Source organism: Tenacibaculum profundi, from assembly GCF_052050075.1.
In the GTDB taxonomy this organism is placed as follows: Bacteria; Bacteroidota; Bacteroidia; order Flavobacteriales; family Flavobacteriaceae; genus Polaribacter.
Genome location: NZ_CP197225.1, coordinates 1212428 through 1231988 on the forward strand (window position 1 = coordinate 1212428; position 19561 = coordinate 1231988).

Below are 19561 nucleotides of genomic sequence, written 5' to 3' on the forward strand. Positions count from 1 at the left end.
ATTAAGAACCTAAAAAAACATAGGTACAAAATACTGATAACAATTTTCTTTAATAAGTAGGACTTAATATCTTTCGATAGCTATATTAAAATTAAATTTTAGGCTTTATTGCATACAAAAATAAAAAAACATTCTTTGCACTTCAACATTTAGGATATCTCTATAAAAATGATCATAAATTGACTACTTTTGCATTTTCAAAGTTTAATGTGTCAATTCTTTTTGATTTTCAATTAAATGTTTGTACTAATTGGGCAGTTATTTACTAGTCCTTTAGTGTTTTAATCATTGGATATAAAAATGAATAATGTAGATAAAAAAGTAGCTTTTTATACGCTAGGATGTAAACTTAACTTTTCAGAAACTTCAACAATTGCAAGAAATTTTGTAAATGAAGGGTTTGAGCGCGTTGACTTCAATAATAAAGCGGACGTATATGTTATCAATACTTGTTCTGTTACAGATAATGCTGATAAAAGATTTAAAACTATTGTTAAATCAGCTCTAAAACAAAATAACCAAGCTTTTATAATAGGAGTAGGATGTTATGCGCAATTGAAACCAGAAGAGCTGGCTGCTGTTGATGGTGTTGATTTAGTTTTAGGCGCTACTGAAAAATTTAATGTAACAAGTTACATAAACGATCTTACAAAAAATGATTTAGGAGAAATACATTCATGCGAAATAGAGCAAGCAGATTTTTATGTTGGTTCTTATTCAATTGGAGATCGAACTCGTGCCTTTTTAAAAGTACAAGATGGTTGTGATTATAAATGTACATATTGTACAATTCCTTTGGCTAGGGGTATTTCCAGAAGTGATACTTTAGCAAATGTATTGAAAAATGCAAAAGAAATTTCAGAGAAAGGTATAAAAGAAATAGTACTAACTGGAGTTAATATAGGTGATTATGGCAAGGGTGAACATGGAAATAAAAGGCATGAACATACTTTTTTTGAACTTGTACAAGCTTTAGATAATGTTAAAGGGATTAATAGATTGAGAATTTCATCAATTGAACCGAATCTTTTAAAGGATGAAACAATCGATTTTATTTCTCAATCAAAAATATTTGTTCCTCATTTTCATATTCCTCTCCAATCAGGAAGTGATGTTTTATTAAAAAAAATGAAACGTCGATATTTAAAAAGAATATATACCGATCGAGTTTCAAGAATTAAAAAAGTAATGCCAAACGCTTGTATTGGCGTTGATGTTATAGTTGGCTTTCCTGGAGAAACAGATGAATTATTTCTTGAAACATATAACTACCTTAGTGAATTAGATATTTCATATCTCCATGTATTTACATATTCAGAACGCCAAAATACAGAAGCGGCAGAAATGGAAGGTAGTGTGCCAAAAAATATTCGAGCTAAAAGAAGTAAAATGCTTCGTGGATTATCTGTAAAAAAAAGAAGGGCATTTTACGAAAGTCAATTAGGAAACTCATCTACTGTTTTATTTGAAAGTGAAAATAAGGAAGGTTATATTTTTGGATTTACAGAAAACTATGTTAAAGTTAAAACCCCTTGGAACCCTGAATTGGTAAATACCTTACACAATATTACTTTGAAAAAAATAGGTGAAGATGGAGCCGTTAGATTTGAATTCTGTTAAAAAGATATTAGGATCTTATTATAATTTTTTATTTCTTTTTATTGTTCTAAATTTAAGTTTTGATTGCTAGTCATTTTAAATAATATTTATGCATAAATATTTAAAAAAAGCTCTATTTTTAAAGTCTTGATATTTAAAAAATTCAAAGACTATGAAGTACATTCTTTTTTCTCTGCTTGTATTCTTACTATCTTGTAAAACATCTAAAAAAGTAAAAGAGGGAGTTTCCTCCACATCAAACCAAAATAAAGAGATTATAAAAGAAAAATCAGATATTAAAAAGGATTACTCTAGAGAATTAGTTGTTGTCTTAAAACACGAACATAACAACAAAGAAGCTCTAGAACTTTTAAAAAATAGTAGTATTGGATGGAAAGATGTAGATTATAATTCCAAAGTAACTAAAATTGGGGTTATATCACTTCCTGATAATCAACGTGAAGTTTGGATCAAGCGACTAGAAAAACAAAACGTATTTAAAAAAGTAATAAAGAACGGAACAGGTGTCGTTGATAAAGTGATTAAAAAAGAAGAAAATATATTAATTTCACTTAGTAAAACTGCATGCTTTGGTGATTGCCCTGTATATGAAGTTAGTATTGAAAAAGACGGAAAACTGATTTTCAATGGAAAAAAGTATGTCAAAGAAAAAGGTACTCATATTTTTAGCTTAGAAGCTAATCAGTTAAAAAACTTAAAAAATCTCCTTAATAAAAATGACTTTAATAGCTTTAAAAGAACATATGACAATCCCAAAATTCAGGATTTAAGTAGCACGTTTATTACCTATGATAATGAACAAATAAAAATACGGTTATGGAAAAACTTACCTGAAAAACTCATTGAAATTCACGAGTTTATAGTTGACATCCTATATAAAAAAATGCTTCTTGAATAATGACCAAAACCCCTATTTATTTTGTACCAGGACTTGCAGCGAGTTCAAAAATTTTTCAATACATATCTCTTCCAAAAGAACATTTTCAACTGTTTTTTATAGAATGGATTTTACCCCATAGCATAGATGAATCTATTCAGGATTATGCAAAAAGAATGAGCAAAGAAATTAAGCATAAAAATGCTATTTTAGTAGGAGTGTCGTTTGGTGGCGTTATGGCACAAGAGATAAGTAAACATGTATCTTTAGGTAAATTAATCATTATTTCCAGTATTAAGAATAATAATGAATTACCTAAAAAACTACAACTTGCCAGAAAAACAAAGGCCTATAAATTATTTCCTTCAAATATTATTTCAAATATTGAGAAATATGAGCGTTACTTTTTTAGCGATATTTTAAAAAAGCGAATGGCTCTATACAAAACGTATTTATGCGTAAGAGACAAAATCTATTTACAATGGGCAATTTTTAACCTTTTACATTGGAAACAAAATGAAACACTTCCAGGTATTTTGCATATACACGGTGATCATGACGAAATTTTTCCTATAAAAAACATTCAAAAAGCAAAAATTATCAAAAATGGTACCCATATAATGATATTAGATAAAGCAAAAAGTATCTCAAATATTTTACAAAAGGAATGTTTTTTACTAAATTAAAGAACAACGATATAAAAAAGAAGTAGTATGAAGATAAAATTACGATTATTCCCCGCATTAGTGATTTCGTGTGTCGCAACACTGCTTGTTAATACAATTAGCAAACAAAACGAACCAACTATTAAAAATGTAGCTGAGAACTATGAAATTATGGCCGTTAAAATCCCTTCTAATTTAAACTTAGCTGGTGAAAGAATTCCTATTGAAAGGCAAGACATAAGAGAACGAATGGATAGAGAGCTTTTGGTAAATACATACTGGCAATCTAACAGTCTTCTGTTAATAAAAAGAGCTCATAAATACTTTCCCATCATTGAACCTTTACTAGATAAATATGGTTTACCTGATGACTTTAAGTATTTAGCGTTAGCCGAAAGTGGCTTTATGAATGTGAGGTCATATGCAGGCGCCGCAGGATTTTGGCAGTTCCTAAAAGGTACCGCTAGGCAATATGGTCTTGAGGTAAACAACAATGTAGATGAACGTTATCATCTTGAAAAAGCTACTGAGGTAGCTGCAAAATATTTAAAAAACTCTAAAAAGAAATTTGGAACTTGGACACTTGCTGCTGCAGCTTATAATGCAGGTGGAGGTAGAATATCAAGACGATTGAAAGAGCAACATGCCTCAAGCTATTTTGATTTATTTTTAAATGAAGAAACTTCAAGATATGTGTTTCGGATTTTAGCACTTAAAGAAATTGTTACAAATCCAAAGAAATACGGATTTATTTTCAAAGACGAAGATTTGTATAATCCGATTAAATATTATGAAGTCCCTGTTGATACAGCAATCACAAATATTGCAAACTTTGCAGATCACTTTGGTGTTACTTATAAAAAGTTAAAATTGGTTAACCCATGGTTACGAGAAACAAAACTTAATAATAAATCGAAGAAGCTATATACGATAAAGATACCTTCAAAATAAATAGTTCATATGATAAAAAAGCCTTTACGGTTTTCTTATTACAATACATTCAAAAGCAAACTAGTACTTTTGAATGTATTTTTTTTACTAGCTGTTCTATAAAACACCTCTAAGAACTATGGAAGTACTAACTTTAACTTTCAGATACGATTCCAAACATTACTAAAAAAACCACTGATTATTATTTCAACGTAAATAATCTTCTTATAAACCTATAATTTCATACTTTTTCTTAAAGTTAGCATTGAAAAACGTTTTGTCATCATTTTTTAAAGAAAAATTAAAAAGATAAACACTAGTAAAACTCTAATGAAACTGTTTATTTTTTGCAAATAATACAAAACATAAAGGTTAAAATTTTAATATATATATATTTGCATTGTCGTAATCGACTTTAAACCCTTCAAAAATTATGAGACATATTTTTAGAATAGTAATACTTTCTGTATTACTAGTAATGCAAAGCTGTGAAAAAAATGAACTAAAGAACGCAGCAGATCTGACCGGTAACTTTCCGAAAAATATTGAATCTCCAAGTGAATTAAATGCAAAAGCTTCTGAACATCATTGTGCTACAGTTAGTCAATTTGGTCCTAATTCATATTGGGCAAATACAATTGTAAATCAAACCGAGACGAATTTTTTGAAAACGCATCATAATGGATCGGCTGACTTTTTCGGGTTAGGCAATGTTCCGTTATATTTTGCTGCTGGAGACGGAACTTTTAATGCATTATCATACCGTAATGGTTATGTAATATGGGGTGAGCAAATACTAGAGCATGCTTTAGGTTTTGGTAGAGCTGCTGTTGCTTATGTAGCTGCCCATGAAATTGCACATCAAGTGCAATTCAGATATAGATTCCCTTCAGTTTCCGGAGCTTCCAATACGGAATTAGAAGCTGATGGTTTTGCTGGATATTATCTTAGAAAAAAGTATTCGACGAACTGGTCTAACGTTTCTAGTGCATATAACATGGCACAATCTATCGGTGGTTCAAATGGTTCTTCGCACGGAACCCCTGCTCAAAGAAGATCTGCTCTTAGACTAGGTTGGTTATTATCAGAATATAATTTATCGAATAATGATTTCGACCGTTATTTCTTTTATTACTATCAAAGATACGTTATACCTGGTGCTTGGAGATTAGGAAATCAACCACAAAAGCCTAAAGACTTCAATAAAGAAATCCATGATTTCATTTTAACTAAGGTAGAGGAATTAAATGATATTAATACTGGAAAACTATCTGCGGAAGATTTCACAAATCTTAAGTAATTAAATAACAAAAACAATAGAGTAAAAATAAATATTAATTTTCGATTATGACATAGGGTATCCAGCTGGATACCCTAATTTATTGAATTAAAATTTAGTTCAAAGATTTAATAAAAAGGAGAACATATTTGATCTAAGTTAATAAGTGTAAAACAAATACTATTTTACTTTAAATCCAATCCTACTAAAATAAAACAGCTTGTCTTTAATACTGCTAAAATAGCTACCTGATATTTCAATAAACTAAACACATTATCTTCAAAAGTAATAATCACTAATTTTTTTAGGTTATTATTAACCTATATAAATAACAGAATTGAAAAAGTCCTTTTCAAAATTTATTTAAAAGTTATATCAATAAATTTAACATCGTTTTCTATAAAACTTATATTAATAAAATGTAGTTTCACAAACTTTAATATTAAACACTTCACAAAATAAAAAACATACTTTTATGGAGCTAATTTTCAAACCAATACCAAATGAAAAAAAATTAACTATAATTCCATTACTTAGTATACTCAATAAAAAAGCACTTTCAAGTGAATTAGAAGACAGAGTTCACAAAATGTTTGCTCTCGAGCACTACGAGTGTATTGGAGCGTACTATAATAATACTTTAGTAGGCATATGTGGTTTATGGTACTCTGTAAGGCACTATGTTGGAGAAAGTGTTGAACCCGATCATGTCATTATTAACCCAGCGTATAGGGGAAGAAATATTGGAAAACGCTTTTTCAATTGGATTTATGACTATACTAAATCTAAAGGGTGTGAAGCAATAGAGTTGAATACATATACGGCAAATAGAAAATCACACAAATTCTACTATAATGAAGGCTTTGAAATTTTTGGATTTCATTTTGTTAAAGTATATGACGCAAATAATTCATTTGTAAAAAAGGATGATGTTTAGAACTAAAGCACTACTAATTTTAGTGTTTTAAAAAACATAAAAAAAACTTGTAGATTTTAGAAAAGGTTTTATATTTGCAATCGCTTTACTGCGGGAGTAGCTCAGTTGGTAGAGCGTCAGCCTTCCAAGCTGAATGTCGCCGGTTCGAACCCGGTCTCCCGCTCAAAATATAATAATAAAAACAAATAATATATTTGTTGAAAGCTTTATCGCGGGAGTAGCTCAGTTGGTAGAGCGTCAGCCTTCCAAGCTGAATGTCGCCGGTTCGAACCCGGTCTCCCGCTCAAAGTCGAAAGAAACATTCTTTCGACTTTTTAGTTTGTATATAATTTAGAATGTAAATATCATCCAATTACGTGAATTTCTTTGAAATCATTTGGGATAATTAAAATAGAGCTTTCAGGCTTCTTTTGAACACTCTCTAGATTAACAATTACATTATCTACTTCAACTTCTTTTATCACAAACGGTAACTCAATAAATTCAAACTCTATCTTTTTGTAATCTGTAACATAGGTACCGTCTTTATGTTGTTGAATGATTAATTCATTACTTTTTCCTGTAACCGTAAAAGTTCTCAAGCTATATCTACCTTTCGTGTAATCGTAACCATCAAAAGCATCCTCATAAACTTTAGATATCTCTTTTTCTCCTAATTTAAAATACGCTTCAAGTCTGAGTACTCCTATTTTTTTCTCACCTACATATTGTTGAATTGGATATTTAGGAATTAAAGCACCTTCTTTAATAAACATTGGTATAATGTCTATATCTGCATCGACCCACCGCTCCAATCCACCTTGAATATGTTCTTTCGTCCAATAATTATACCAGTTACCCCTTGGAATATACATTCTTCTACCTTTTGAATTAGGTTCCTGAATAGGACAAATTAAAATTTGATTTCCAAAAATAAACTCATCTGTACGGTAATGTGTTTGTAAATCATATTGATCAAATAGTACTAATGGTTTTAGCATTGGAATGCCATGTTCAGCATACTCCCAAAACATTGTATATAAGTAAGGTAGTAATTGATAGCGTAGCTCAACATATTTTTTAGTTACCGCTATTACTTCATCTCCAAAAGCCCATGGTTCCTGATTACCATGATCTCCTGAAGAATGTGTTCTACAAAAAGGGTGAAAAACACCTAGTTGAATCCATCTTATATAAAGTTCTCCTGTTGGATGCTCTGCAAAACCGCCTATATCACTTCCCGTGAATGACATACCACTCATACTCATTCTTTGAGCTTGGATATTCGCAATCCATAAATGCTCCCATGAAGCAATATTATCACCCGTCCAAGAAGATGTATATCGTTGTGCTCCTGAATAAGCTGATCGTGTAATAATAAATGGTCTTTTAGGATATACATATTTTTTCACTCCCTCATAAGTAGCTCTAGCCATTTGGGTACCGTAAATATTATGTGCTTTTCTATGACTACAAAAATTACCATCGTAATTATGTCTTACATCATTGGGAAATGTTTTCGTTGGAACTTCCATAACGGCGGGTTCATTCATATCATTCCAAACACCTTTTACTCCAATTTCGTCTATTATTTCCTTGAACAGACCAGCCCACCACTTTCTGACCTTCGGATTCGTAAAATCAGGAAAGTAACATTCTCCTGGCCATACCTTCCCTCTCATATATGGTCCATCTGCTCTTTTACAAAAGTAGTCTTTATCAAGTGCTTCTTTATACACCCAGTAATCATCATCTATTTTAATTCCAGGGTCTATGATGACTACAGTTTTAAAACCATCTTCTTCAAGCTCGGAAATCATTCGTCTGGGATTAGGAAAATACTCCTTATTCCATGTAAAACACCTAAAACCATCCATATAATCAATATCAAGATAAATTGCATCACAAGGAATTTTAAACTGTCTAAATTTAGTCGCTATTTCCTTTACTTTTGACTCTGGGTAGTAACTCCATTTACATTGATGGTAACCTAAAGCCCATAATGGAGGTAATTCAGGCTTTCCTGTTAAATCAGTATACCTTGTTATTACATCTTGCATATCGGGTCCATAAATAAAATAATAATTCATTTCCCCTCCATGAGCCCAAAAACTAGTAACATTTCTTCTCTCATTACAAAAATCAAAAAATGTTTTAAATGTATTATCAAAAAAAATACCGTAAGCTCTCTCTTCATACATTCCTATATAAAATGGGATGGACTTATATAAAGGATCTTGATCTTTCCCAAAAGCATACTGATCAGTAGCCCAATTTTCAACGCGCTTACCTTTTAAATTTAAGTGCATCGCTTTATCTCCTAATCCATAATAACACTCTCCTTGAGGGGCATTTTTACTCATTTTAACAATATTACCACCATACTCGTAACTCTGTTCCCAATGAAAACCCAATTCATCTTCACAGATTATCTTTCCGGATATATCATAAATTGAAGTTCTTAAATCTACTTTATTAATTTCTACTCTGTTTTTTAGAGTGATTATTCTGTACATTTTATCATCCTCTTCTATTTCTAATTTACCATAGCCTCTAACACTATCGCTGCTAATAGCATAAGAAAAATCTTTCTCAAAATTATTATCAGTGGTATATCTAAACCTAATTATACTTCCACGAATTATTGTAACTTGAAGTATAACCCCGTTTTCAGTTGTGAAATAAATTTTATCAACATCTTGATAAAAAGAACAAATTTTATCAGGAAATATATTTCCTTTATTTTCAAATTGTGTATTAATAATCATACTAGCAGTTCTTAATTGATTTTTTAAATAATTAAATGGAGTTTTATTTTATTTTTATCTCTCCTAAATTCTTTTCTATTTTAAATACCATTATGCTTAAAGGAGCTAATATTATTTCACATGAATTAGGTCTATTATTCCATTTTTTCTTTTCTGTTTTAACTTTTGTATTCATAAAATCTCCTGATCCTCCATATATTTTTTGATTGCTATTTAATACCTGAATTAATTCCCCTTCATAAGGTACTCCTATTCTATATGTCTTTCTTGGAACTGGAGTCATATTGCATACAATTATTAATATGTCTTCTTTTAATTTTCCTTTTCTCATATAGCTTATTACAGAATTTTCAAAATCATCATAAGCTATCCACTCAAAACCTTCTTTTTCGAATTGTTTCTCGTGAAGAGCGCTTTGAGTCCTATACAAATCATTAAGATCAATTATTAATTTCTGAATCCCTTTATGAAAATCATACTCCAAAACATACCAATCTAAACTAGAATTATAATTCCACTCTGCATGTTGCCCAAATTCTCCTCCCATAAAAAGTAACTTACTTCCCGGATGGGTAAACATATAGCCATATAATAATCTAAGGTTAGCAAACTTTTGCCACTCATCACCTGGCATTCTTCCTATGATACTATTCTTCCCATGCACAACTTCATCATGTGACAAGGGTAACATAAAGTTTTCTGAAAAAGCATACGTCATACTAAATGTCAAATCATTTTGATGACTTTTTCGGTAAATCGGTTGTTTTCTGAAGTACTGTAAAGAATCATGCATCCAACCCATCATCCATTTCTTACCAAACCCAAGACCTCCATCATAAGTTGGTTTAGATACTTTTGGAAAAGCAGTTGATTCTTCAGCGATTGTTTGAACATCAGGAAATGATAAATAGACTTCTTCATTTAATTCTTTTAAAAAATTAATAGCTTCCAAATATTCATTTCCTCCGTAAATATTGGGCTCCCATTCTCCATTATCTCTAGAATAATCAAGGAAAATCATTGATGCTACAGCATCTACCCTGAGTGCATCAATGTGATATTGCTCTAACCAAAAAATAGCATTACTTATTAAAAAACCTTTGACTTCATTCCTCTCATAATTAAATATTAAACTCTCCCAATCAGGATGATATCCTTTTCTTTTATCTGGATGTTCATATAGATGTGAGCCATCAAAAAAACCTAATCCATGACTATCATTAGGGAAATGAGAAGGAACCCAATCGAGGATAACTCCAATATCATTTTGGTGAAATTTATCAATTAAATATTTAAACTCTTCAGGGCATCCATAACGAGAAGTGGGAGCAAAATATCCTGTAATCTGATATCCCCATGAAGGATCAAAAGGATACTCCATAACTGGCATAATTTCAACATGTGTAAATTTCATATATTTCACGTAAGAGACTAATTCTTCCGCTAGCTCAATGTAAGATAAAGTCGAAAGCCTGTTAGCGCTATCAATTTTTCTTCTCCATGAACCTAGATGAACTTCATAAACTGAAAAAGGAGCTTCATAAGAATTCCTTTTTTTACGGATCTTCATCCATTTATCATCATTCCATTTATACGAGTCGTTCCACACCAGAGATGCCGTTTTAGGTGGGTGTTCAAATCTCTTTGCATAAGGATCGGCTTTTTCTGTAATGATATTATTATGATTTGAATATATTTTATATTTATATAAACATCCTTTTTGAACTTTAGGTATAAATCCTTCCCATATACCTGATTTATCCCATCTAACATTCAAAAGATACTCTTTATCTGTCCAATTATTAAAATCACCGACCACATAAACAGCTTTAGCTGAGGGGGCCCATACCGAGAAATAAGTCCCTATTATCCCATTAAGACTCGTTATATGAGAACCGAACTTTTTATATAACCGATAATGTTTACCTCGTTTAAATAAATCTACATCTAAATCTGAAAACAGACTATAAGGCATAACTTCACTCATAAAAAGACCCTTATTACTTGTTTTTCAAACATTTAATACTTGTAAAAACTATTGTAAAATAAAACCATCTTCGATAATTGCCTCCCTCTTAATAACAACAATTCCTTCTTTAACTACATAGGATTGCTCATCCTTATCTTCAAGATGTTTTCCTCCTTTAATCACTACATTGTTCCCTATTCTTGCATCTTTATCAATAATAACATTTTCTACAATACAATTATCTCCTACTCCAATTTTAGGAGGTTCTATCTCTAAATTACACGATGATTCTCTGTCTTGATACTGATTTGCTCCGATCATGTAAGTATTTTTAATTTTACATCCTTTTCCTATTCTTGATCGAATTCCTATTACAGAAGTTTCAATCGTTTTAGCATTGATAATACACCCATCCGCTATTACAGATTTATTAAGCATTGTTCCATAAATTTTTGAGGGAGGTAATATTCTTGGACGAGTTAAGATACTTTTAGTTTGGTTAAATAAGTTAAACTTAGGAGCTTCTTCTGTTAAACCAATATTCGCTTCAAAAAAAGAGCCTATGGTCCCAATATCTGTCCAATATCCTTTATACTGATAGGCTAAGACTCTATTTTTTTCAATAGAATTTGGAATTATTTCTTTTCCAAAATCAGTTGCTTTAGTATTGTTCATTATATCAACTAATAAGTCCCTATTAAAAATATAAATTCCCATTGAAGCTAAATAATTTCTTCTCTCACTTTGCATATGACAATCCACTTCTGATTCCCAACCAATAAGCTCTTCTTTTGATGGTTTTTCTATAAAAGAAGAAATAAAACTCTCTTTATCTGTTTTTAGAATTCCAAACTCAGTAGCCTCTTTGAACGTAACGGGAAGTGTTGCAACGCTTATTTCAGCTTTTTTATCAATATGTTGTTCTAACATTTTATTAAAATCCATCTGATACAACTGATCTCCAGAAAGTATTAACACATATTCAAACTCGTGATTTAAAATATGATGCATTGATTGCCTTACAGCATCTGCCGTACCTTGAAACCATGTTTTATTTTCTGGTGTTTGTTCTGCTGCCATTATATCAACAAAAGCCTCACTAAAATTACTAAATGAATAGGTGTTTTTTATATGTCTATTAAGTGATGCAGAATTGAACTGTGTTAAAACAAACATTCTTTTAATATCACAATGAATACAATTTGAAATAGGAATATCTACAAGACGATACTTCCCTGCCATTGATACAGAAGGCTTTGAACGTTTATCTGTTAACGGAGATAATCTGGAACCTTGCCCACCTCCCAATATAATAGCGAGTACTTTTTTATTAATCATAATAGTTTGGTTAGATTGATTTGATTAGTTTAAATTGATTTATAAAGATCTATGTACTTCTTAGCTGATTTTGACCAGGAATTATCAATCTTCATAATTTGTTTCTGTATTTTTCTAAATATTTTTTGATTTTTATATAAATCTATTGCTCTATATATTGAATAAGTAATGTCCCAAACAGAAGCTCTTTCATGGCATATTCCAAATCCGCCATCACCAATATCTATTACTGTATCTTTAAGTCCTCCTGTTCTTCTTACAATTGGTATTGTTCCATATCTTAGAGAATACATCTGATTTAAACCACATGGTTCTATACGAGATGGCATTAATAAAAAGTCTACTCCTGCATAAATCAAGTGGGAAAGTTCCTCATCAAAACCAATATATGAATGGAAATTACCTTTAAATTCTTTTTTTAACTTTGTTATTTCTTTTTCAATTTCCTCGTAACCTGAGCCTAAAATCAAAATATTACAATTTTTATTTTTTAAAAGAACTTCCTTTACAACATCAGTTAACAAATCTGCTGATTTTTCATATACTAACCTTCCAATAAAACCAAATAGTGGTAAATCTTTATTAAAACCATATTTTTTACATAAAGCTAATTTGTTGGCTCTCTTACCCGAAGTTACATTACTTATCTTATAGTTCCTTAACAATAATCTATCTGTTTCTGGATTCCAAATACACGTATCAATACCATTCAAAATACCAGAAAATTTATTACTCTCCGACTGAAGCAGACCTTCTAAACCACATGCATTTTCTTTTAATTCCTCCATGTATGTAGGTGAAACAGTATTAATACGTGTAGCACATTTGATTCCAGCTGCTAATGGGTTTACAAAACCATCCCAGTCTAAGAGCCCTATATTTTCAATACTAAAATCTGGTAATAAATTTATATAATCGTGTGAAAATTGACCTTGATATTGCGCATTATGAATTGTTAAAACTGTAGCCATATCTTTAAGTTTTATATACTCATTACAATAATTAATAAAAAAAGGAATTAAAGAAGTATGGTGATCATGACAATGTATCACGTCAAATGTTAAATTACATTTTAGGAGCCAATCTAATAGAGCTTTTTGAAAAGCTATATACCTCTCTTTTTCATCTTCATACCCGTATATATGTTCAGTATCTATTAAATTGTCTATTCTAACCAAACAAACGCTATATGGTATTTCTTCTGAGTTTATTTTTTCAATAAAGTATTTAAATTCGACACCATTTAAATTAATAGTGCCATTTCCCATATTCTTTAACTTATTCTTATCTGTAAATAAATTTTTATAGAATGGCATTACAACTAATGATTCTACATCTAGAGCTAATTGATATTTGGGCAATGCACTTACAACATCAGCTAAGCCTCCGGCCTTAGCTATTGGATGGCATTCGAAACTTGTATGAAGTATTTTCATATTGGGGGATAATGTTTACTATAAATTTAACAAATTGATTATTAATAACCTTAAAGTAAATATTAAATAATCCCACCCTTCTTGTAACTTTTAATTTATTATATCACTTTACGCTTTTTAATAGATAAAAAATCAAGATAAAATAACATCCAAATATCTATAAATAGTAAAATAACAGTATTCTTTAAAAGAGATTCAAAAACTCGAAGAAGAGGGTAATTCAAATTCAAAAACACAAGAAATTTTCGAAAAAATAGTGACACGATCATTATTTGGAAATATCAATGCAAGTAGAAATTCTGCATAAAATATCTATTGATAAATCTTTACATGAAGTCCAAGGTAACTTGGGCTTTTTTAATAATTAGATTTTTCTTTACATGACAGTGTGTAAATATTGGTAAGTTCTATAATAAGGCTATTGTATTTCGTGAAGTAAAAAGTAACGTATAAAAAAACTCCTCATTACAAAATGTAATGAGGAGTTTTAAAAGAAAGGCAACGACCTACTCTCCCACCTGTGGCAGTACCATCGGCGCTAATGGGCTTAACTTCTCTGTTCGGAATGGTAAGAGGTGAGCCCCATTGCTATAATCACCTTAAATTGTTTCAGTATATTTCAACTGTATAAGTTAACATATTGCTAAAATCATATCGCTTATTCAAATATTTATAAAACTATTTGAACATAAAGAGTATCCTTCCCGAACTCCTAAAAGTTCGGGAGGAACGTACATAAGCCTATGGGTTATTAGTACTACTCGGCTACATACATTACTGCACTTACACCTATAGCCTATCAACGTGGTCATCTCCCACGACCCTTTAAAGAAATCTCATCTTGTGGTGGGTTTCGCGCTTATATGCTTTCAGCGCTTATCCCTTCCGAACGTAGCTACTCAGCAGTGCCCCTGGCGAGACAACTGATACACTAGAGGTTCGTCCAACTCGGTCCTCTCGTACTAAAGTCAGATCCACTCAAATTTCTAACGCCCACAGCAGATAGAGACCGAACTGTCTCACGACGTTCTGAACCCAGCTCGCGTGCCACTTTAATGGGCGAACAGCCCAACCCTTGGGACCTTCTCCAGCCCCAGGATGTGACGAGCCGACATCGAGGTGCCAAACCCCCCCGTCGATGTGAGCTCTTGGGGGAGATCAGCCTGTTATCCCCGGAGTACCTTTTATCCTTTGAGCGATGGCCCTTCCATTCGGAACCACCGGATCACTATGCTCTACTTTCGTACCTGATCGACCTGTATGTCTCTCAGTCAAGCTCCCTTATGCCATTGCACTCTACGCACGGTTACCAAGCGTGCTGAGGGAACCTTTAGAAGCCTCCGTTACTCTTTTGGAGGCGACCACCCCAGTCAAACTACCCACCACGCACTGTTCTCATCACTGAGTTAGGCTCTAGATAAGCAAAGGGTGGTATTTCAAGGTTGACTCCACAACCCCTAGCGAGGCCGCTTCAATGTCTCCCACCTATCCTACACATTACTTATCCAAAGTCAATACGAAGCTATAGTAAAGGTTCACGGGGTCTTTTCGTCCCGCTGCGGGTAATCGGCATCTTCACCGATACTACAATTTCACCGAGCTCATGGCTGAGACAGTATCCAGATCGTTGCACCATTCGTGCAGGTCGGAACTTACCCGACAAGGAATTTCGCTACCTTAGGACCGTTATAGTTACGGCCGCCGTTTACTGGGGCTTCATTTGAGATCTTCGCCGAAGCTAAACCCTCCACTTAACCTTCCAGCACCGGGCAGGTGTCAGGCCTTATACATCATCTTTCAATTTAGCAAAGCCCTGTGTTTTTGATAAACAGTCGCCTGGATCTTTTCACTGCGGCCAGCATTACTGCTGGCGACCTTTCTCCCGAAGTTACAGGTCTATTTTGCCTAGTTCCTTAGCCATGAATCTCTCGAGCACCTTAGAATTCTCATCCCAACTACCTGTGTCGGTTTACGGTACGGGTTCTTATAAACTGAAGCTTAGAGGTTTTTCTTGGAAGTTCTTAACCGCACTATCCACGCTTCCGAAGAGTTGTGGTACTATCACACTTCAGCTAAGTCTGCGGATTTGCCTACAGTCCTAATACCTACATGTTTCAACGAGCTATTCCGTCAGCTCGCGGCGGGTTCATTACTCCGTCACCCCATCGCATTTATAAGAAGTACAGGAATATTAACCTGTTGTCCATCGACTACTCCTTTCGGATTCGCCTTAGGTCCCGACTAACCCTCAGCTGATTAGCATCGCTGAGGAAACCTTAGTCTTTCGGTGTGCGGGTTTCTCACCCGCATTATCGTTACTTATGCCTACATTTTCTTTTCTATACGTTCCAGAAAACCTTACAGTTCGCCTTCAACACATATAGAATGCTCCCCTACCACTTTTAAAAGTCCATAGCTTCGGTAATATGTTTATGCCCGATTATTATCCATGCAAAACCGCTCGACTAGTGAGCTGTTACGCACTCTTTAAATGAATGGCTGCTTCCAAGCCAACATCCTAGCTGTCTAAGCAGTTTCACCTCGTTTTTTCAACTTAACATATATTTGGGGACCTTAGCTGATGGTCTGGGTTCTTTCCCTCTCGGACATGGACCTTAGCACCCATGCCCTCACTGCTGATAAACATTTTATAGCATTCGGAGTTTGTCAGGAATTGGTAGGCGGTGAAGCCCCCGCATCCAATCAGTAGCTCTACCTCTATAAAACTTTTAATCAACGCTGCACCTAAATGCATTTCGGGGAGTACGAGCTATTTCCGAGTTTGATTGGCCTTTCACCCCTACCCACAGGTCATCCAAAGACTTTTCAACGTCAACTGGTTCGGTCCTCCACTGTGTGTTACCACAGCTTCAACCTGCCCATGGGTAGATCACTCGGTTTCGCGTCTACTACTACTAACTTAACCGCCCTATTCAGACTCGCTTTCGCTTCGGCTCCGAACCTTAAATTCTTAACCTTGCTAGTAACAGTAACTCGTAGGCTCATTATGCAAAAGGCACGCCGTCACCACGAATGGCTCCGACCGCTTGTAGGCGTACGGTTTCAGGTTCTATTTCACTCCCTTACTTAGGGTTCTTTTCACCTTTCCCTCACGGTACTAGTTCACTATCGGTCTTTCAGGAGTATTTAGCCTTAGCGGATGGTCCCGCCAGATTCATACAGGATTACACGTGTCCCGCACTACTCAGGATACTACTATCTCTTCTTCGATTACCTATACGAGACTATCACTCTCTTTGGTTAGTCTTTCCAAACTATTCTAGTTCTCTTAAATTCGAATATTGTAGTCCTACAACCCCAATACTGCCGTAACAATATTGGTTTGGGCTATTCCGCGTTCGCTCGCCACTACTAGCGGAATCACTTTTGTTTTCTTCTCCTCCGGGTACTTAGATGTTTCAGTTCTCCGGGTTTGCTCACCTTGCGGTGTGATATATCTTCAATATACCGGGTTGCCCCATTCGGAAATTTACGGATCATAATGTATGTGCCACTCCCCGTAACTTATCGCAGCTTATCGCGTCCTTCTTCGCCTCTGAAAGCCTAGGCATCCTCCATACGCCCTTATTTAGCTTATTGTACTTTTTGCTTCCGATATTAATCGGAAACGAGCTCTTTATAATTCTTAATTATATTTTTATAAAAATATATCGTTAGATACTTAAATCTAACGCTCTATCTTGATTCTTTACGATATCATTTTACCAATATGTCAATGAACTTGTGCCGAGTCAGAACTGATAAATATTTCAGTTACCAACCTGGTATAATACCTTGTGATAATAATTATCTATAGGTATTATCTAGTGGAGAATATCGGAGTCGAACCGATGACCTCTTGCGTGCAAGGCAAGCGCTCTAGCCAGCTGAGCTAATCCCCCATGTACTTCTAGTATGAGGCTTAACTATTGAGTTATGAGTCGTTAAACATTCTCAACATAACCCGCTTCTAGAATTTCCTTTAACTAAATACCAAACAAAAAAAAGTAGTCTTGGGCAGGCTCGAACTGCCGACCTCTACATTATCAGTGTAGCGCTCTAACCAGCTGAGCTACAAGACTATTTAAGATCTGATCTTAGTCTTTTTTATTTTAAAATTAACAGCAGAGTAAAATTACACTTCCTTCTGTAACTTAACACCATCTTCTCTAGAAAGGAGGTGTTCCAGCCGCACCTTCCGGTACGGCTACCTTGTTACGACTTAGCCCTAGTTACTAGTTTTACCCTAGGCAGCTCCTTGCGGTAACCGACTTCAGGCACCCCCAGCTTCCATGGCTTGACGGGCGGTGTGTACAAGGCCCGGGAACGTATTCACCGGATCATGGCTGATATCCGATTACTAGCGATTCCAGCTTCACGGAGTCGAGTTGCAGACTCCGATCCGAACTGTGATATGGTTTATAGATTCGCTCCTATTCGCATAGTGGCTGCTCATTGTCCATACCATTGTAGCACGTGTGTGGCCCAGGACGTAAGGGCCGTGATGATTTGACGTCATCCCCACCTTCCTCACGGTTTGCACCGGCAGTCTCGCTAGAGTCCTCAGCTTTACCTGCTAGCAACTAACGATAGGGGTTGCGCTCGTTATAGGACTTAACCTGACACCTCACGGCACGAGCTGACGACAACCATGCAGCACCTTGTGAAATGTCCGAAGAAAAAGCTATCTCTAGCCCTGTCATTCCACATTTAAGCCCTGGTAAGGTTCCTCGCGTATCATCGAATTAAACCACATGCTCCACCGCTTGTGCGGGCCCCCGTCAATTCCTTTGAGTTTCAATCTTGCGATCGTACTCCCCAGGTGGGACACTTATCACTTTCGCTTAGTCACTGAATCTAAATCCAACAACTAGTGTCCATCGTTTACGGCGTGGACTACCAGGGTATCTAATCCTGTTCGCTCCCCACGCTTTCGTCCATGAGCGTCAGTATATACGTAGTAGACTGCCTTCGCAATCGGTATTCTGTGTAATATCTATGCATTTCACCGCTACACTACACATTCTATCTACTTCCGTATAACTCAAGTCAACCAGTATCAAAGGCAGTTCTACAGTTAAGCTGTAGGATTTCACCTCTGACTTAATTGACCGCCTGCGGACCCTTTAAACCCAATGATTCCGGATAACGCTTGCACCCTCCGTATTACCGCGGCTGCTGGCACGGAGTTAGCCGGTGCTTATTCTTACGGTACCGTCAAGGTCGTACACGTACGACTGTTTCTTCCCGTATAAAAGCAGTTTACAACCCATAGGGCAGTCTTCCTGCACGCGGCATGGCTGGTTCAGGCTTGCGCCCATTGACCAATATTCCTCACTGCTGCCTCCCGTAGGAGTCTGGTCCGTGTCTCAGTACCAGTGTGGGGGATAATCCTCTCAGACCCCCTACCTATCGTTGCCATGGTAAGCCGTTACCTCACCATCTAGCTAATAGGACGCATAGTCATCTTGTACCAATAAATCTTTAATATACAACCGATGCCAATCATATATATTATGGAGTATTAATCTTCATTTCTAAAGGCTATCCTCCTGTACAAGGCAGATTCTATACGCGTTACGCACCCGTGCGCCGGTCGTCAGCAAGTAGCAAGCTACTCCTGTTACCCCTCGACTTGCATGTGTTAAGCCTGCCGCTAGCGTTCATCCTGAGCCAGGATCAAACTCTTCATTGTATAATCTTTAATATTATTTAATGTCAAGTCTTCAAAAGAATTTTCAAGTGGTAAACCCTAAAGCTTAC

At 34.6% G+C, this 19561-nt stretch carries 10 protein-coding genes, 4 tRNA genes and 3 rRNA genes; 8 read left to right on the plus strand and 9 right to left on the minus strand.

The window, feature by feature from the left end; translation table 11 throughout:
• Window positions 1-300 precede the first annotated feature (300 nt).
• The 8 genes from mtaB (at window position 301) to ACSIGE_RS04910 (ending at window position 6592) form a co-directional block, all read left to right on the plus strand.
• On the plus strand, window positions 301-1620 hold the full coding sequence (mtaB, locus tag ACSIGE_RS04875) for a tRNA (N(6)-L-threonylcarbamoyladenosine(37)-C(2))-methylthiotransferase MtaB (RefSeq protein ID WP_440881666.1): 1320 nt from the start codon (window positions 301-303) through the stop codon (window positions 1618-1620).
• Between the two features lie 151 nt (window positions 1621-1771).
• Entirely contained in the window at window positions 1772-2518 is a 747-nt protein-coding gene (locus ACSIGE_RS04880) for a DUF6438 domain-containing protein (RefSeq protein WP_440881667.1), read from the plus strand.
• On the plus strand, window positions 2518-3183 hold the full coding sequence (locus tag ACSIGE_RS04885; protein ID WP_440881668.1) for an alpha/beta hydrolase: 666 nt from the start codon (window positions 2518-2520) through the stop codon (window positions 3181-3183). Before ACSIGE_RS04880 ends, ACSIGE_RS04885 begins: the two co-directional genes overlap by 1 nt.
• Before the next feature lie 27 nt (window positions 3184-3210).
• Window positions 3211-4113, plus strand: coding sequence for a lytic transglycosylase domain-containing protein (locus ACSIGE_RS04890; RefSeq protein ID WP_440881669.1), 903 nt, complete (start codon window positions 3211-3213; stop codon window positions 4111-4113).
• A 412-nt stretch (window positions 4114-4525) separates the two neighbouring features.
• Window positions 4526-5392 carry a hypothetical protein gene (locus tag ACSIGE_RS04895; protein ID WP_440881670.1) on the plus strand — a complete coding sequence of 289 codons (867 nt, stop codon included), beginning with the start codon at window positions 4526-4528 and terminating at the stop codon, window positions 5390-5392.
• A gap of 454 nt (window positions 5393-5846) precedes the next feature.
• Window positions 5847-6308: a GNAT family N-acetyltransferase gene (locus ACSIGE_RS04900; protein ID WP_440881671.1), complete on the plus strand. Its 462-nt coding sequence runs from the start codon at window positions 5847-5849 to the stop codon at window positions 6306-6308.
• Between the two features lie 90 nt (window positions 6309-6398).
• A tRNA-Gly gene (locus tag ACSIGE_RS04905) sits at window positions 6399-6471 on the plus strand.
• A gap of 48 nt (window positions 6472-6519) precedes the next feature.
• Window positions 6520-6592: transfer RNA gene (locus ACSIGE_RS04910), tRNA-Gly, on the plus strand.
• Between the two features lie 60 nt (window positions 6593-6652).
• Here the strand turns inward: ACSIGE_RS04910 and ACSIGE_RS04915 are convergent.
• From ACSIGE_RS04915 to ACSIGE_RS04955, 9 genes are all read right to left on the minus strand, one after another.
• A complete protein-coding gene (locus ACSIGE_RS04915) occupies window positions 6653-9055 on the minus strand; it encodes a glycoside hydrolase family 31 protein (RefSeq protein WP_440881672.1) in 2403 nt (800 codons plus the stop codon).
• Between the two features lie 43 nt (window positions 9056-9098).
• On the minus strand, window positions 9099-11042 hold the full coding sequence (gene glgB, locus ACSIGE_RS04920; protein ID WP_440881673.1) for a 1,4-alpha-glucan branching protein GlgB: 1944 nt from the start codon (window positions 11040-11042) through the stop codon (window positions 9099-9101).
• A gap of 48 nt (window positions 11043-11090) precedes the next feature.
• Window positions 11091-12362, minus strand: coding sequence for a glucose-1-phosphate adenylyltransferase (locus tag ACSIGE_RS04925; protein ID WP_440881674.1), 1272 nt, complete (start codon window positions 12360-12362; stop codon window positions 11091-11093).
• A gap of 29 nt (window positions 12363-12391) precedes the next feature.
• The gene (locus tag ACSIGE_RS04930; protein WP_440881675.1) at window positions 12392-13798 is read right to left on the minus strand and encodes a glycogen synthase; all 1407 of its coding nucleotides are present in this window, start codon (window positions 13796-13798) and stop codon (window positions 12392-12394) included.
• A gap of 493 nt (window positions 13799-14291) precedes the next feature.
• Window positions 14292-14400, minus strand: a 5S ribosomal RNA gene (gene rrf, locus ACSIGE_RS04935).
• 129 nt (window positions 14401-14529) lie between these two features.
• Window positions 14530-17398, minus strand: a 23S ribosomal RNA gene (locus tag ACSIGE_RS04940).
• Between the two features lie 228 nt (window positions 17399-17626).
• Window positions 17627-17700, minus strand: a tRNA-Ala gene (locus tag ACSIGE_RS04945).
• Window positions 17701-17806: 106 nt separating this feature from the next.
• Window positions 17807-17880: transfer RNA gene (locus ACSIGE_RS04950), tRNA-Ile, on the minus strand.
• Between the two features lie 91 nt (window positions 17881-17971).
• A 16S ribosomal RNA gene (locus ACSIGE_RS04955) occupies window positions 17972-19493 on the minus strand.
• The 16S, 23S and 5S rRNA genes sit together here with 2 tRNA genes alongside, the layout of an rRNA operon.
• Window positions 19494-19561: the final 68 nt, after the last annotated feature.

Bases quoted from the DNA above. Each gene is read 5' to 3' on its own strand.
- mtaB (WP_440881666.1), top strand. From the start codon at position 301: ATGAATAATGTAGATAAAAAAGTAGCTTTTTATACGCTAGGATGTAAA.
- ACSIGE_RS04880 (WP_440881667.1), top strand. From the start codon at position 1,772: ATGAAGTACATTCTTTTTTCTCTGCTTGTATTCTTACTATCTTGTAAA.
- ACSIGE_RS04885 (WP_440881668.1), top strand. From the start codon at position 2,518: ATGACCAAAACCCCTATTTATTTTGTACCAGGACTTGCAGCGAGTTCA.
- ACSIGE_RS04890 (WP_440881669.1), top strand. From the start codon at position 3,211: ATGAAGATAAAATTACGATTATTCCCCGCATTAGTGATTTCGTGTGTC.
- ACSIGE_RS04895 (WP_440881670.1), top strand. From the start codon at position 4,526: ATGAGACATATTTTTAGAATAGTAATACTTTCTGTATTACTAGTAATG.
- ACSIGE_RS04900 (WP_440881671.1), top strand. From the start codon at position 5,847: ATGGAGCTAATTTTCAAACCAATACCAAATGAAAAAAAATTAACTATA.
- ACSIGE_RS04915 (WP_440881672.1), bottom strand. From the start codon at position 9,055: ATGATTATTAATACACAATTTGAAAATAAAGGAAATATATTTCCTGAT.
- glgB (WP_440881673.1), bottom strand. From the start codon at position 11,042: ATGAGTGAAGTTATGCCTTATAGTCTGTTTTCAGATTTAGATGTAGAT.
- ACSIGE_RS04925 (WP_440881674.1), bottom strand. From the start codon at position 12,362: ATGATTAATAAAAAAGTACTCGCTATTATATTGGGAGGTGGGCAAGGT.
- ACSIGE_RS04930 (WP_440881675.1), bottom strand. From the start codon at position 13,798: ATGAAAATACTTCATACAAGTTTCGAATGCCATCCAATAGCTAAGGCC.